Origin of the sequence: Lapidilactobacillus achengensis, assembly GCF_003946655.1 — a bacterium.
In the GTDB taxonomy this organism is placed as follows: Bacteria; Bacillota; Bacilli; order Lactobacillales; family Lactobacillaceae; genus Lapidilactobacillus; species Lapidilactobacillus achengensis.
In genome coordinates, this window is sequence record NZ_RHOV01000023.1 from 22,941 (window position 1) to 36,117 (window position 13,177).

13 protein-coding genes are annotated in these 13,177 nt (G+C 52.0%); 2 read left to right on the plus strand and 11 right to left on the minus strand.

The annotated features are described in order from the left end of the window. Positions 1-100: 100 nt before the first annotated feature. A complete protein-coding gene (locus tag EKM94_RS12485) occupies positions 101-238 on the minus strand; it encodes a hypothetical protein (RefSeq protein WP_164511202.1) in 138 nt (45 codons plus the stop codon). 280 nt (positions 239-518) lie between these two features. Between EKM94_RS12485 and EKM94_RS10460 the strand changes: the two genes are divergently transcribed. After that, positions 519-707 (plus strand): hypothetical protein, encoded by a 189-nt coding sequence (locus EKM94_RS10460; RefSeq protein ID WP_125601543.1) that lies wholly within the window; start codon positions 519-521, stop codon positions 705-707. A gap of 34 nt (positions 708-741) precedes the next feature. On the opposite strand, the gene EKM94_RS10465 is transcribed toward EKM94_RS10460, so the two are convergent. The 10 genes from EKM94_RS10465 to gmk form a co-directional block, all read right to left on the minus strand. Further along, positions 742-1,389, minus strand: a complete 648-nt coding sequence (locus EKM94_RS10465) for a thiamine diphosphokinase (RefSeq protein ID WP_225422212.1) — start codon at positions 1,387-1,389, stop codon at positions 742-744. Positions 1,390-1,412: 23 nt separating this feature from the next. Next, positions 1,413-2,288 (minus strand): ribosome small subunit-dependent GTPase A, encoded by an 876-nt coding sequence (gene rsgA / locus EKM94_RS10470; protein WP_125601546.1) that lies wholly within the window; start codon positions 2,286-2,288, stop codon positions 1,413-1,415. 49 nt (positions 2,289-2,337) lie between these two features. Beyond that, positions 2,338-4,380 (minus strand): Stk1 family PASTA domain-containing Ser/Thr kinase, encoded by a 2,043-nt coding sequence (gene pknB / locus EKM94_RS10475; protein WP_125601549.1) that lies wholly within the window; start codon positions 4,378-4,380, stop codon positions 2,338-2,340. Next, entirely contained in the window at positions 4,380-5,132 is a 753-nt protein-coding gene (locus EKM94_RS10480) for a Stp1/IreP family PP2C-type Ser/Thr phosphatase (RefSeq protein WP_125601552.1), read from the minus strand. Before EKM94_RS10480 ends, pknB begins: the two co-directional genes overlap by 1 nt. A 23-nt stretch (positions 5,133-5,155) precedes the next feature. Beyond that, complete coding sequence (gene rsmB / locus EKM94_RS10485) at positions 5,156-6,499, minus strand: 16S rRNA (cytosine(967)-C(5))-methyltransferase RsmB (protein ID WP_125601555.1); 1,344 nt, start codon at positions 6,497-6,499, stop codon at positions 5,156-5,158. Beyond that, on the minus strand, positions 6,496-7,446 hold the full coding sequence (gene fmt / locus EKM94_RS10490; RefSeq protein ID WP_125601558.1) for a methionyl-tRNA formyltransferase: 951 nt from the start codon (positions 7,444-7,446) through the stop codon (positions 6,496-6,498). The genes rsmB and fmt overlap by 4 nt, the downstream gene beginning before the upstream one ends. Positions 7,447-7,467: 21 nt before the next feature. Then, on the minus strand, positions 7,468-9,873 hold the full coding sequence (gene priA, locus EKM94_RS10495) for a primosomal protein N' (RefSeq protein ID WP_125601561.1): 2,406 nt from the start codon (positions 9,871-9,873) through the stop codon (positions 7,468-7,470). Positions 9,874-10,062: 189 nt separating this feature from the next. Further along, the gene (gene coaBC / locus EKM94_RS10500) at positions 10,063-11,280 is read right to left on the minus strand and encodes a bifunctional phosphopantothenoylcysteine decarboxylase/phosphopantothenate--cysteine ligase CoaBC (protein ID WP_125601564.1); all 1,218 of its coding nucleotides are present in this window, start codon (positions 11,278-11,280) and stop codon (positions 10,063-10,065) included. Between the two features lie 121 nt (positions 11,281-11,401). Then, positions 11,402-11,701 (minus strand): DNA-directed RNA polymerase subunit omega, encoded by a 300-nt coding sequence (rpoZ, locus tag EKM94_RS10505; RefSeq protein WP_125601568.1) that lies wholly within the window; start codon positions 11,699-11,701, stop codon positions 11,402-11,404. 1 nt (position 11,702) lies between these two features. Then, positions 11,703-12,317 carry a guanylate kinase gene (gmk, locus tag EKM94_RS10510; protein WP_125601571.1) on the minus strand — a complete coding sequence of 205 codons (615 nt, stop codon included), beginning with the start codon at positions 12,315-12,317 and terminating at the stop codon, positions 11,703-11,705. A 241-nt stretch (positions 12,318-12,558) separates the two neighbouring features. On the opposite strand from gmk, the gene EKM94_RS10515 reads away from it, so the two are divergent. Next, positions 12,559-12,900 carry a hypothetical protein gene (locus EKM94_RS10515; protein ID WP_125601574.1) on the plus strand — a complete coding sequence of 114 codons (342 nt, stop codon included), beginning with the start codon at positions 12,559-12,561 and terminating at the stop codon, positions 12,898-12,900. Positions 12,901-13,177: the final 277 nt, after the last annotated feature.

Consider the following 13,177-nt stretch of genomic DNA (forward strand, 5'->3'; position numbering starts at 1 on the left):
CGACCTACTAATCCCAATCCGTTGGTATTGCCGTACCATCTCAAAAGCGGGCAATTGTTTGACCTCTAGCTCGCAAAAGCACCACTTCAGGTACGTCGCCTCAATTGCAGATAGGCTCAATTCTGCCTAGCAACCGGCTGGGACTGCGCGGCTCAGTGGTGAAATTGTCCTTGGCGGCTTTGCCGCTTAGGACAAGGCTCGATTTGAAGACAATTCCCGCTTTTGGAATTGGCTTCAAACGATGCCCACCACGTTCCAGTCCGCATCAGCAGTCCCCAGTCCGCATCAGCAGTCCCAGCCGGTTGCGCTCACGCGCAACACCCACCAGAACCCGCAATCAAGCGCAAAATCAAGAATAGAAACTAGTCGTTCCCAATCGGTTGGTATTGCCATACCACCCAAAAAGTGGGTAATTGTTTTGACCTCTAGCTCGCAAAAGCACTTCGTCAAATCCTTAGCTTCGATTGCAGATAAGCGCAATTCTGCCCAGCAACCGGGTCGGGCCATGCGGCTCAGCAGTGAAATTATTCTTTGCGGCTTTGCCGCTTAGAATAAGGCTCGATTTTGAGACAAGCCGCGGGCTTTGCGGATTGGCTCAAAACGATGCCCACTGCGTTCCAGCCGCACAAATGGCCCGACCCGGTTGCGCTCACGCGCAACACCCACCAAAACCCGCAATCAAGCGCAAGATCAAGAATAGAAACTAGTCGTTCCAATCAACTCAAACATTACCCACCGCAACTAATCCCGGGTCAAGATCACCGCCACCACACCAGCGTCAAACGAAAAGACGGCCGCCGTGTCAGGCAAAAATTCATTGCTGGACCACGAAGTCGGAAACGCCGCTGTGTAAGCGGACAGCGGATATTTAACTTGCCGTAAAGTCAGCTTCTCGACAGCGGTCAGGCTAACAAAAGCAAGATAGCGGTAGGCCGGGTCTGGTGGGAGCGTATAAGTACCCGGACCATAAAAACGAATCACATTTTGGCGGTCGATCAACGTCACGCGCCCTAACCAAGGGGCGTAAGCCGGCATGGTCATCATAAAGAAGTTGACCAATTCGTGATCCAATCGGCCACCTGTCGCCCCATAAAGCTCGACTTGATCCGCTTGTAGGTCAGTGAAAGCGGTCGTCAACGCCCATTGCGAATCCGTGAAATCTTTCTCTGGTGTGGTGTAACGCAGATCAGGAATGGTCTGTTCGATTCGATGGCGTTCAGTCACACTGAGCGAATCAAAATCACCCAATCCGATCGCGGGCGTAATCCCATGATCCAATAAATAAATCAGCCCATGATCCACACCGATCCAAAGCGCTGACGGCGCGGTTGGTAGCGGTGGGATTTGGGCTGTCGGTCCGCCCAGCATAATACAAACAGTTCTTGACATGGCTTGGGACCTCTTTTCATGATTTAGCGATAAGTTGGTTTTAACGCGGCGATTTCGCCGTGCAATTGTTGATAGTCTTCATAACGAAATGCAGGGATCATCCCCGCCGTTACCGCCGCCTTCACCGCACAATCTGGTTCTTGTAAATGAAGGCAGCCGCGGAAACGGCATTGGGTCGCCACCGCTTGGAACTCAGGAAACAAGGTGGGTAGGTCAGTCAAACTGATCCCGGTCAACTCCAAGGAGGAAAAGCCCGGTGTATCCGCGATCAACCCCTGCCCCGCAAAGGGATACAAGGTAACCGTGCGGGTCGTGTGTTTACCCCGATTCAAACTCGTGGAGATCTCCGCCGTCGCCAAACCTAATTGCGGCAACAGATGATTCAGCAACGTTGATTTGCCCGCGCCAGATTGCCCCATCACCACCGTCTCTTGGCCATGTAAAGCCTGGCGTAGTTCCGCAAAATCTTGGTCCAGCTCAGTCGTCCCTAGAAAAATTGGATAACCGATCTGACGATAGGCCGCAAAAATCGGCGCCAACGCCGCTTGTTTTGACTCTGACAACAAATCCAGTTTACTAACAAAGATCAGTGGGGCAATGGTTTGGCTAGCTAAATAAACCAAATAACGATCCAGCAAGTTCGGCGAAAATTCCGGTTCGGTAGCGCTCATCACCACAATTGCCTGATCGATATTGGCGATCGGCGGCCGCACCAGTTCGTTTTTCCGTGGCGCGAGCTTCAGCAAATAAGCGTCGGCGAATTCAACTTGATCGCCAACCACTGGTTTGATCCGCTGCTTACGAAAATTCCCCCGGGCCCGGGTCCGCACAATCGTCCCATCGGCTTGCAACACATCATAGAACCCACTGATCGATTTGATTATTTTTCCAACTGGCATTGTCGCCCTCGCTTTCGTTGTTTGATTCGCCGGCGCGCTGTTATGGCAGCTATGGGGTCACACTACCACTATCAAAGAGCTCGCCATCGCGGGTAATGCGGTACTCGGCGGTATTGTCACCCTTAACGGTGAAGTTCAACGTCACATTCGTATCCTGGGTAATCGTGAGCGTCTTATAAATCGACTCAATGGCATGATCAGCATCGCCGATGTAAATCACAATTTTGTTGCCGGTGGTCGCGGCGCTGCTAGCGGAACTACCAGCACTGTTGTCACTGGTATCGTCACTGCTGGCGTCGCTGGACGATGTATCACTACTGCTAACAAATGGGATCGCGATCGTTTTACTGAAACTCCGCTCAGCTTGCGCCGGATCCGCACCCTTGGACATGGTGACGGTGATCGTGGTTCCGGTGGTGATCATTGTCCCCGCGGTTGGATCAGTGCTAATGACTGATCCTGAATCAACAGAATCACTGTAAGCTTCGACGAAATTCACCTTGATATCCTTGTCTTCAGCATAATCTTGGACACTCTTCTTCGAATAACTGGTCAGATCCCGCAGCGCGAACGTCGGCTCTCCAGAACTGACGGTCAAGGTAATGGTGGTCTCTTTCGCCACAACACGCTTACCAGAAGCAATGCTTTGCTTGATGATCCGGCCAGCGGCAATCGAGTCGGATGACTTGCTCTTGCGTTTAACGGTCAAGCCAGCTTTGGTCAGCTTCTCCTTGACCTCATTATATTCCAGATCCGCGTAGTCACTGATGCGATAGGTTTTAGCACCCTTACTTAAGACCAAGCGAACTTGACTGTCGGCCTTGACCGACGAACTCTTGCCTGGAATACTGCGGATCACCAGGTCCTTGGCAATTGCGGTGCTATTCTCATAAACCAATTGGCCCACCTTCAGATCGTGATCCGCCAAGGCACTGGTCGCCTCACTTTGCGACATCCCGGCCAAGTCAGGTACGACCACATCGCGCTTGCCAAATAACAGGACAAGGGCAAAGATGAGGCCCGCCAACAAAATAACGCCGCCACCGATGGCCCAAGGTAACCACTTTCGCTTCTTCTTTGCCTTAGCTTCAGGTGTCGCGGTTGTCGCGGTTGTCGCGGTTGTCGCGGTTTTTGCCTCGGCAGCGTTGGCCTGGTTTTGTCCAGCCAATTCTGAGGTGGACACGGCCGCCGGTAGATCCGCCAAGACTTTGGTCGCGGCCAAATCTTGATCAACCGTCGTCGCCACAAATTTCGGTTCATTGGCCCGTTCCGGATCTAAGGAGGTTTTCAAATCTTGAGCCATGGCCGCGGCGCTTTGATAACGCTGGGCCGGATCCTTAGCGGTAGCCTTCAAGACCACATTTTCCAAAGGTTGCGGAATCGCGTCGTTCAGCGCCCGCATGGAGGGAATTTCTTCGTGGAAGTGTTTCAAGGCGATCGTCACCGCGGAATCACCGGCAAAGGGCACTTTCCCCGTCAGTAATTCGTACAAAATGATCCCCAAGGCATAAATATCTGAGCGCGGTGTGGCCATGCCACCACGCGCTTGTTCCGGCGAAATATAATGAACCGAGCCCAACAATGAGTTCGTTTGCGTCGCGGATTGATCGTTCAGCGCGACCGCGATGCCGAAATCCGCGATTTTCACTTGGCCGGTTGGCGTCACCAGAATATTCTGGGGCTTAAGATCGCGATGAATGATGCCTTGGCTATGGGCCAATTGCATCGCCGACAGAATCTGATCCATCATATCTAAGACTTCGCTTAATGGCATTGGAAAATGACGCTCAATAAAGGCTTTCAAATCCTCGCCTTGAACGTATTCCATGACAATATACTGCATGCCATCATCACTGCCCACATCGTAAACGCTAACGATGTTCGGGTGGGACAGCTCGCAAGTTGCTTTCGCTTCACGTTGAAACCGCCGAATGGTCGCCTGATCATGTTGCAGGTCCATTCGCAAAACCTTGACCGCGACTTGACGATGAAGGAAAGTATCCTCGGCCAAATAAACATTGGCCATCCCACCCTCGCCCAGCGTGTCAATGATTTGGTAGCGACCTGAAACCAAGTAGCCCCGCTCCATCATTAGGCCTGCACCTCCGTCTCAGTTGGTCCTAACTGCGCGATCAACACGGTAATATTGTCCGTCCCGCCATTGCTATTGGCCTGAACGATCAACCGCTGCGCCCGTTCCTTCAAAGGCACCTCTGCCCCCAAAAGCTCCGCCATTCGTTCGTCGGAAACCATATTGGTCAACCCATCGCTACACAAAATAAACAGGTCGCCCGCCTGCCATTGACCGGTTTTGAAATCCGGCTGAACGTCTTTGGACACACCCAAAGTCCGGGTGATCACATTTTTTTGAGGATGATGCTTGGCTTCTTCAGGACTGATCTTGCCATATTTGACCAATTCATTGACCAGGGAATGGTCTTCTGTGATCTGCGTCAATTGACGGTCGCGATATAAGTAACCCCGGCTATCGCCAATATTGGTGATCAAATAATGTTGTCCCCAGACCATCAAGGCCACAAAGGTCGTGCCCATTCCTGAGAGATCCGCAAACTTGCTGGAAGCCTGAATGATCCGACTATTCTCGTCGGTCAACTCAGTTTGTAGCCAGTCACTGAGCGGTTGCTCGCCGGTCAACGCCGTCTTCTGGAAATCATGCCCGATCTGAGAAACAGCCATTTCTGAGGCCACATCGCCGCCTAAATGACCGCCCATACCGTCAGCAACGATTGCAAAAGAAACGTCGGCTTGGTTGCGAAAAACCGCCACGTAATCTTGATTACTCGTTCGTTTCTTGCCAATATCCGTCAAATAAGTTATGTCCATAATCATTCACCATCTCAATTGATCTAATCAACTCGTTGTAAACATGCGATAAAGAACCCGTCATGTTGGCCATCATCCATTAATAGTTGCAAACCGGTGGCCGCCGTGCCCGCGACATCATTCGGCGCGGAAACAACGGGACGTTGTTGGAAATTCGGGTGGTCCGCCAGAAATTGGGCGATCACCGCTTGGTTTTCCGCCGCTAGAATCGTACAGGTACTATAAACAAGTAACCCGCCAACCTTGACTTTGGGCGCCACCGCCGCCAAAATCGCGCCTTGGATCTCCGGTAGCCGGGCGATGCCAGCGGCGGTTTTAGCATAACGGATCTCTGGTTTGCGACGCATCAAGCCGAAGCCTGAGCAAGGCGCGTCCACTAAGACCCGATCAAAACTTTGATCCGCAAAAACCTGATCAACGTGACGAGCATCCAGCAATTTCGCGGTGATCCGATCAGCGACCCCCAGCCGCGAAGCATTATCCGTGATCAACTTCAACTTATGCTGATGAATGTCCAAGGCAGTTAAATGACCGCCCTGAGCCGGATCCAAATAAGTCGCCAAATGAGTCGCCTTACCGCCCGGCGCCGCGCACGCGTCCAAGACTTGATCTCCTGGCCGGACCTGTAACGCCGGCGCCACTAATTGCGAACTTTCATCTTGAAGGGTATATTCCCCAGCCTGAAAAGCCTCCGTTTGCGCGAAGAAACCTTCACTGGCCACTAAGCCTACGGGACTGAGCGCGCTGGCTTGTAAACTAGGAAATTCCGGTTGCAGTTCTGCTAGTAACTTCTCCCGCGTGGTTTTCAACAGGTTCACCCGCAAAGCGGCTGGCGCTGGCTGATTGACCGTCGCCAATACCTGCGTCACGGTCGCGGCGCCATATTGGGTCAAAAGTGTCGCGACCAACCATTGGGGAACGGAATAGGTCAAGCTCAACCGTTCTGCCGGATCCGTCAAGGCCGCGAAATCCACTTCGCCATGACGCTGGGTCTGACGCATGACCGCGTTAACTAGGCGGGCATATTTGCCATGATCCCGCTGCTTCGCGATATTCGTCGCCTCATTCAAAATCGCGTGTGCTGGCACTTTATCCAAAAAGAAGAGTTGATAAACAGACATCCGCAACAACGTTTGGACCCAAAGCGGCAATTGCGCCGGCGTTTTAACAAATCTTTGCCAATCCGCGTCCAGCCGTAATTGCCACTGAAGGGTGCCGTAGACCAAGCGGGTAACCAACTTTTGGTCGACCGCGCTGAGTTGACTTCGGCTCAAAACATGATTCAATTCCAAATTCGCGTACTGTTGTTTCGCTTCAATATCTTCAAGCAGGTTGACCGCGACCTGACGCGCCGTTAATTTACTCATTGGCCGATCACCAACTGGCCAGCGCCAAATTCTTGACCATAGCCATTCATGAAGGCACTGATCGGCATCCGCTTCTTCCCGGCCAGTTGCAGTTCCTTGATCGCCCAAACAGAGCCAGCGCCCGCCGATAACCACAAATGTTGCTTATCCGCTTTAACGCAATGGCCCGGTTCCAAACTGGTGGACAGATCCGCGACGGCGCTATCCCAAATTTTGACCCGGCGACCAGCAAACTCCAAATAAGCGATAGGATCTGGCCGCAATCCACGCACCTTGTTGACCAAGTTTTGCGCGGAATCGTGGAGATCTAACGCTTCCTCCGCCGCGCTGATATTCGGCGCGAAGGTGACTTTCTCAGGATCTTGTGGCACTTTAACGATCGTTCCCGCAATTACTTTCGGCAAAGTCGCCATTAGTAAATCGCGACCCGCCAAACTCAATTTCTCGAAAATCGTACCATTGTCATCGATAGCGGTAATCGGCACCTTGACTTGGCTCAACATATCGCCGGCGTCCATTTTCGCGACCATTTCCATGATCGTGACCCCAGTTTCGGGATCGCCGTTGATGATCGCCCGTTGAACTGGCGCGCCACCGCGATATTTCGGCAACAAAGACCCGTGCACGTTCAACGGCATGATCTGCGCCGCCGCCAATAATTTCTTCGGCAAGAATTGCCCGAACGCCGCCGTAATGATCAGATCTGGATGCAAGGAGATCATCTGGGTCAATTCGGGACTACCAGCCAATTTCACCGGCTGGAAAACAGGCAAATGGAGCCGTAACGCCGCCTCTTTGACTGGCGTTGGTGTCAAGACATGCTTGCGTCCGACCGGTTTATCTGGTTGGGTGACCACAGCCAAGATCTCATAATCTGGCGCGGCCGCTAAAGCCTCCAAAATCGGCACCGCGAATTGAGGCGTGCCCATAAATATCATTGATGTCATGGCTTGATTACTCCTTCGTTATCAAGAAATTTGTAACGGTTCGCGATCGATTCGCAATTGAAAGCCACTTTCCTGTTGCATTTCAAGCACTAAACGTTGCAAAGTCGTAAACAGTTTTTCTTCGTGTTTGTACTTTATGATAAATTGATAATAATACTGATTATTGATTCGTGCAATCATGCGCGGCGTTGGTCCGAGCAACACAGCCGTGGGAGACAAAACAGGCTGAACCTGACGAAACAGCTGATAAATCTTCTGCGCCGCCAGATCCTCTTGGCGATGATTGACCGAAACGAGAATCGTGTAGTAATAAGGCGGATAGCCCCCCGCGTGCCGCAAATGCATCTCGCGCTGATAGAAGGCCTCGTAATCTTGATGTGAAGCCAGTTGGATCGCGTAATTATCAGGATTATAAGTCTGGATCAGAACCTGACCCTGCTTATCCGCCCGACCCGCGCGACCACTGACCTGGGTCAACAGTTGAAACGTCTTCTCACTGGCGCGAAAATCCGGCAAACTCAAGGAGGTATCCGCATTGATGACGCCCACCAAGGTCACATTGGGAAAATCCAATCCCTTGGCGATCATTTGCGTCCCCAGTAAAATATCCGCTTCTTGACGGCCAAACTTATCAATCAAGCGTTGATGCCCACCTTTGCGCGCCGTGGTATCCACATCCATCCGCAAAATTCGCGCCGTCGGTAGAATTTCTTGTAACTCCAATTCGATCCGTTGCGTCCCCGCGCCAAAATCGCGAATATGCCGACTTTGACAAACCGGACAAGCTTGGGGAATCGGCTCTTGATGACCACAATAATGACACTTTAAGGCTTGGATGTCACGATGCAAGGTCAAAGAAATATCGCAATTGGGACATTTAATGACATTACCACAATCACGACACATTACAAAATTAGCATATCCACGCCGATTAAGCAAAAGGATACTTTGTTCGTGACGATCCAAGCGTTGTTGCAAGGCCGTGATCAGCACCGTCGAGAAGCTGGGTTTGCCCGCCACTTTGTCAGCGTCGCGCATATCCAGAACTTGCACCGTTGGTAAATGGGCCGTTTGTGGACGTTTGGTCAGCCGCAAGAGTTGGTAAACTTTTTTTTGCGCTCGGGCCCGGGACTCTAATGAAGGGGTGGCGCTGCCTAGAATCACGGGACATTGATGGGTGACCGCCCGGTGTAAAATCACGTCGCGGGCGTGATAACGAGGCATGTCGTCTTGTTTGTAACTACTTTCATGTTCTTCATCGATGATCATCACGCCAATATTCTGCAAAGGCGCGAAGGCGGCAGAGCGCGCGCCAACAACCACGCGCGCCTCACCCCGTTCGATCCGCCGCCATTCGTCAAAGCGTTCACCGGCGGACAGGCCACTATGTAAAACAGCGACGTCTTTTTGGAACCGTTCCTGAACCCGCTGGACCATTTGCGGCGTCAACGCGATTTCCGGGACCAACATCAGCGCGGTCTTGCCTTGCCGTAACGCATCGGCCATCGCTGCGAGATAAACTTCGGTCTTGCCGCTGCCAGTAATGCCCTCCAAGAGAAAAACTTGATCCCGTCGGTCCGCCATCGCTGCGGCGACGGCTTGGTACGCGGTCTGCTGTTCATTGGTCAATGGCAAGGCCGCTTTGGGCTGGGGTAATTGATTAGGTCGCCGATACTGCTCTTGTTCGGAACGTTGTAGCCAGCCTTTTTTAACCGCGGTGGTCAAGGTAGCGCCAGTCAACTCCGGCAATTGAGCCTGCCAAGCCGCGCTCGCTCCCGAGAAACCAGGTTGGGCCTGGATCAGATTCAAGAGCGCTATTTGTTGATGGGCGTTGGCCCGCAGCTCGGATTGGGCAGCTTGGGCCGCCGCCGGGGAAATTTTAACGGTAAAGACCGTGACGTGCTTGACTTTAGTCCGTTGGGCAACCTGATAAGCGATCGTTAATTGCCCGGCCTGCTCGGCGTTGCGAAGGGTGCGCAGCAAGAGCGGCGATAATTCATCCGGCAGATGCCCATTCGTTGGATCATCCAATAAAGCTGTCAGCGGCGAGTCAGCCGGAAGCGGCGTCAACAAGTGGAAACGGCGCTGGTAGCTGGCGCGTAAGGCGTTGGGCAGCATAGTCTGTAGACAGCTGATCAGAAACGAGAAAGTGTCTTGGGCCAGCCAACCAGCCAACGCCAACATTTCACCGTTCAAAACAGGCGCCAGATCTAAAATCTCCGCTAGTGGTTTCAATTGACCTTTGAAGCTGGACTGATTGGCTAAGCGCCAAATGAACCCTTGCCGTTGGTGCTTTTTCCCGCGGCCAAAGGGAACCAGGACCCGCATTCCCGGCGCGACCAGCGTTTCTAGTTCAGGAGGAACCGCATAATCAAAGGTGCGGTTAGTTTGTTGCGCGGGAATATCAATAATAACTTGAGCAATCACGTTGTTCCGCCCCTTTCATAACCGTAATTCACTGTAAATCGGCTGGTGTTGCCAAAAAAGGATCCCGCCGCTTTTGGATGTCCCTAACGACCGGTTGACCTAAATGAGCGGCCGGTCCCGACACGCTTGGTCAGCGGATTCGTTTGGCACGCAAGTTCAACTGACCAGCAGGTTGGCTCGACTGGCGAGTTAGCGACGACCGTCCAGAATCTTGGTGGTCACGGCCGCGACGATCGCTTGTGCCATCACCTCTTTGCTCGTGAGCGGCAAAGTTTGCTGGCTGCCATCCGCGAACAGCAAAGTGCCCTGATTTTGATCCACATCAAAGCCGCTATCGGTGCCGCCGACAGGATTAGCGACGATCAGATCTAAATCCTTGGCCTGTAGCTTGGCTTGAGCGTTGGTGAGTAATTGTTGGGTCTCCGCAGCAAAGCCGACGACGATTTGCTGGCGCCGTTGTGGCTTTAAACTTGCCAAAATATCCGGATTTTTCACCAAGGTCAATTGCATTTCCGCTTGACCCGGTTGCTTTTTGATTTTATTCGTCGCTGGGTGTGCCGGACGGAAATCAGCTGGCGCCGCCGCCATGAATAAGAGATCACTTTGGGGGAACAGCCGTTGGACAGCCGCTTGTAATTCCGCGGTGGTGGTCACCGCGACAACTTTGGCCGGAATATCCATTGGCGCTGGGACAGAACTGATCACCGTCACCTCAGCGCCAGCCCAATAGGCCGCCCGCGCCAAGGCCCAGCCCATCTTCCCCGAAGAGTGATTGCCGATAAACCGCACGGGATCTATGGCTTCACGGGTTCCGCCAGCCGTGATCAAGACCCGCTGGCCCGCTAAAGTTTGGTCCGTTGTTTGGCGCTGCCAGGCGTTCTTCACCAAGGCCTGCATCGTCGCCGGTTCAGGCATCCGTCCTTTCGCCGCGTAACCTTCCGCTAACAAGCCTACTTCCGGCTCAAAGACTGTGACGTGATCCTGCCGTAACAACGCTAAGTTCCGCTGGGTGGCGGCGGCGCCATACATTTGGTCATTCATCGCTGGGAAAACAAAGATCGGCTTGGCCGCCGCTAATAACGCCGTACTGGCCAAATCATCGGCGATCCCATTGGCCATTTTCGCCAAAATATCGGCGGTCGCCGGCGCCACAATAATCAAATCGGCCCAGATCGTTAAATCTAAGTGGCTGATCGCGGTGGTGTTACTATGCAAATAATGGTCGTCATAAACGGGATGTTGACTGACCACCGCCAAGGTTTGCGGCGTCACGAACGCCGTCGCCGCCTGGGTCGCGATCACTTGAACCTCCGCGCCTGCTTTGACTAGGCCACGAATGAATTGGGGAATTTTGTACGCCGCGATCCCCCCAGAAATGATCAGTAAAATATGTTTACCCTGATACATATACGCACCTACCGTTTCTTTTCATTAAATTCCGACGAAAACTTCCAGCGACGTCAAACTTAAATCAGTCAATTAAAAAACGAACCTTCCGACCGCGATTGCGTTAGAAGGTTCCTCACATTTATTTAGCTGCGTCTGTTCCTGAAGCCGAATCATTTGGCTTTTCTAAGTCCTCGCGTTGCTCTTCAGCGTCAACCGCCTCCGCGTCCGCTTCTTTCAAATCAGAATGAGGATCGATCGCGATCTTGCCCGCCGCGATTTCCTCTAGGGCCAACCCCACTGTCTTATCTGACTTGTAATGATCAAGCATTTCGAAATCGCCAGCTTCAAGCTGATGGGCCCGCTTGGCCGCCAAAATCGCTAAGGAATAACGTGAATCTACTTTTTCCAGTAATTTATCGATTGGTGGGTATGAAATCATTCTAATCTTCTCCTAACATACTCTGATAAGTGTCTAAGACCCGAGCGACGCGCAAATGCTCGCTGGCAATAATCTGCTCGATCCGATCCACCGCCAACTCAACTTGGTCGTTAACGACGGCGTAATCATAATTGGTCATCAAATTGATTTCCTCGCGGGCCGTCTGCATCCGTCGTTTGATCGTCGCCATATCATCGGTGCCCCGCTTAACGATCCGTTCCTGCAAAATATGCAGATCAGGCGGCGTTAAGAAAATAAACACCCCATCACTGACTTTGCTACGAACCTGCATGGCGCCTTTGACTTCGATCTCCAACAAAACATCCTGCCCTTGCTCCAGCGTTTGATTGACATAACGCAAGGGTGTGCCGTAGTAATTACCCACATATTGGGCGTACTCCAGCATGCCCCCATTGGCAATCTCGGTTTCAAACTCATTGCGGGTGCGGAAATAATAATCCACCCCATCGACCTCGCCGGGACGCGGTTGCCGCGTCGTCATTGAAATCGAATATTTGAACTGCTGGCCATACTTCGCGACCATCGCTTGCCGGACAGTTCCCTTACCAACCCCAGATGGGCCAGATAAAACGATCAACATACCTTTTTCAGACATTCAGAAAGCTCCCAAAACAAATTAGTCAATAGATATATATTGCCCTTTTTTCAACATTTTTTCAAGCCCCAGGAGCCCAGTCAACGAAAAAACACGGCTCTAGCCTTGATCTCATAGGAATCAGCGCCACGGGAAAAAGTTCAAGTAAAAAATAATTTTACTCAAATCAGGCAAAAGGGCTTGCTTTTCGAACGGATGTTCGTATAATGAAGATACAAACACTTGTTCGGAGGAATGTCCAATGCCAACCTTGAAGAAAATTCGTCAGACCTTAACTAAATCACTCTACTCGTTCTTTGATCTTGCGGAAAACCCAGCGGCGGCTGACGCTACGGTGGCCAAGGACACCTACCGCCGGATTGATTCGCAACAATTGACCGCCCAGATCGATTACCTGATTCATAATCCGCAAATTGTCTCGTTGCAGTTAAAGACCAACGCCGCCAATAAACGCGGTAATGAGTTTCTGATTGGTCAATTCAAGACGATCGATCGTCAACAACGAACAGTGATTTTCGTTGTCAAGCACAGTAATCTGATCCAGCTGATCAATTTTGATCAGATTATTCGGATCGCCGCATAAATCCTTATTTTACCCACAGTTAAACAGGCTGATCACAGCGTTGTCGGATCCATCCAATCCGGCTGCTGATCAGCCTGTTTTTTTCGTTTTCGATGATGTGTGTGGACATAATAATGACCGCAGCTTATGCTGCGCGTGGCGTTGGTGGTTGGCAAGTGTGGTGAGGCTCCAGGTCGGGCTGGGGGTGGTGGAACGCAGCGGGCACGATTTTGAGCTTTTCGGAAGTGCACCGAAAATCTCAAAACTCGGCCTTATTGTAGGCGATAAATCGCCAACA

Bases quoted from the DNA above. Each gene is read 5' to 3' on its own strand.
- EKM94_RS10465 (WP_225422212.1), bottom strand. From the start codon at position 1,389: ATGTCAAGAACTGTTTGTATTATGCTGGGCGGACCGACAGCCCAAATC.
- rsgA (WP_125601546.1), bottom strand. From the start codon at position 2,288: ATGCCAGTTGGAAAAATAATCAAATCGATCAGTGGGTTCTATGATGTG.
- pknB (WP_125601549.1), bottom strand. From the start codon at position 4,380: ATGATGGAGCGGGGCTACTTGGTTTCAGGTCGCTACCAAATCATTGAC.
- EKM94_RS10480 (WP_125601552.1), bottom strand. From the start codon at position 5,132: ATGGACATAACTTATTTGACGGATATTGGCAAGAAACGAACGAGTAAT.
- rsmB (WP_125601555.1), bottom strand. From the start codon at position 6,499: ATGAGTAAATTAACGGCGCGTCAGGTCGCGGTCAACCTGCTTGAAGAT.
- fmt (WP_125601558.1), bottom strand. From the start codon at position 7,446: ATGACATCAATGATATTTATGGGCACGCCTCAATTCGCGGTGCCGATT.
- coaBC (WP_125601564.1), bottom strand. From the start codon at position 11,280: ATGTATCAGGGTAAACATATTTTACTGATCATTTCTGGGGGGATCGCG.
- rpoZ (WP_125601568.1), bottom strand. From the start codon at position 11,701: ATGATTTCATACCCACCAATCGATAAATTACTGGAAAAAGTAGATTCA.
- gmk (WP_125601571.1), bottom strand. From the start codon at position 12,317: ATGTCTGAAAAAGGTATGTTGATCGTTTTATCTGGCCCATCTGGGGTT.
- EKM94_RS10515 (WP_125601574.1), top strand. From the start codon at position 12,559: ATGCCAACCTTGAAGAAAATTCGTCAGACCTTAACTAAATCACTCTAC.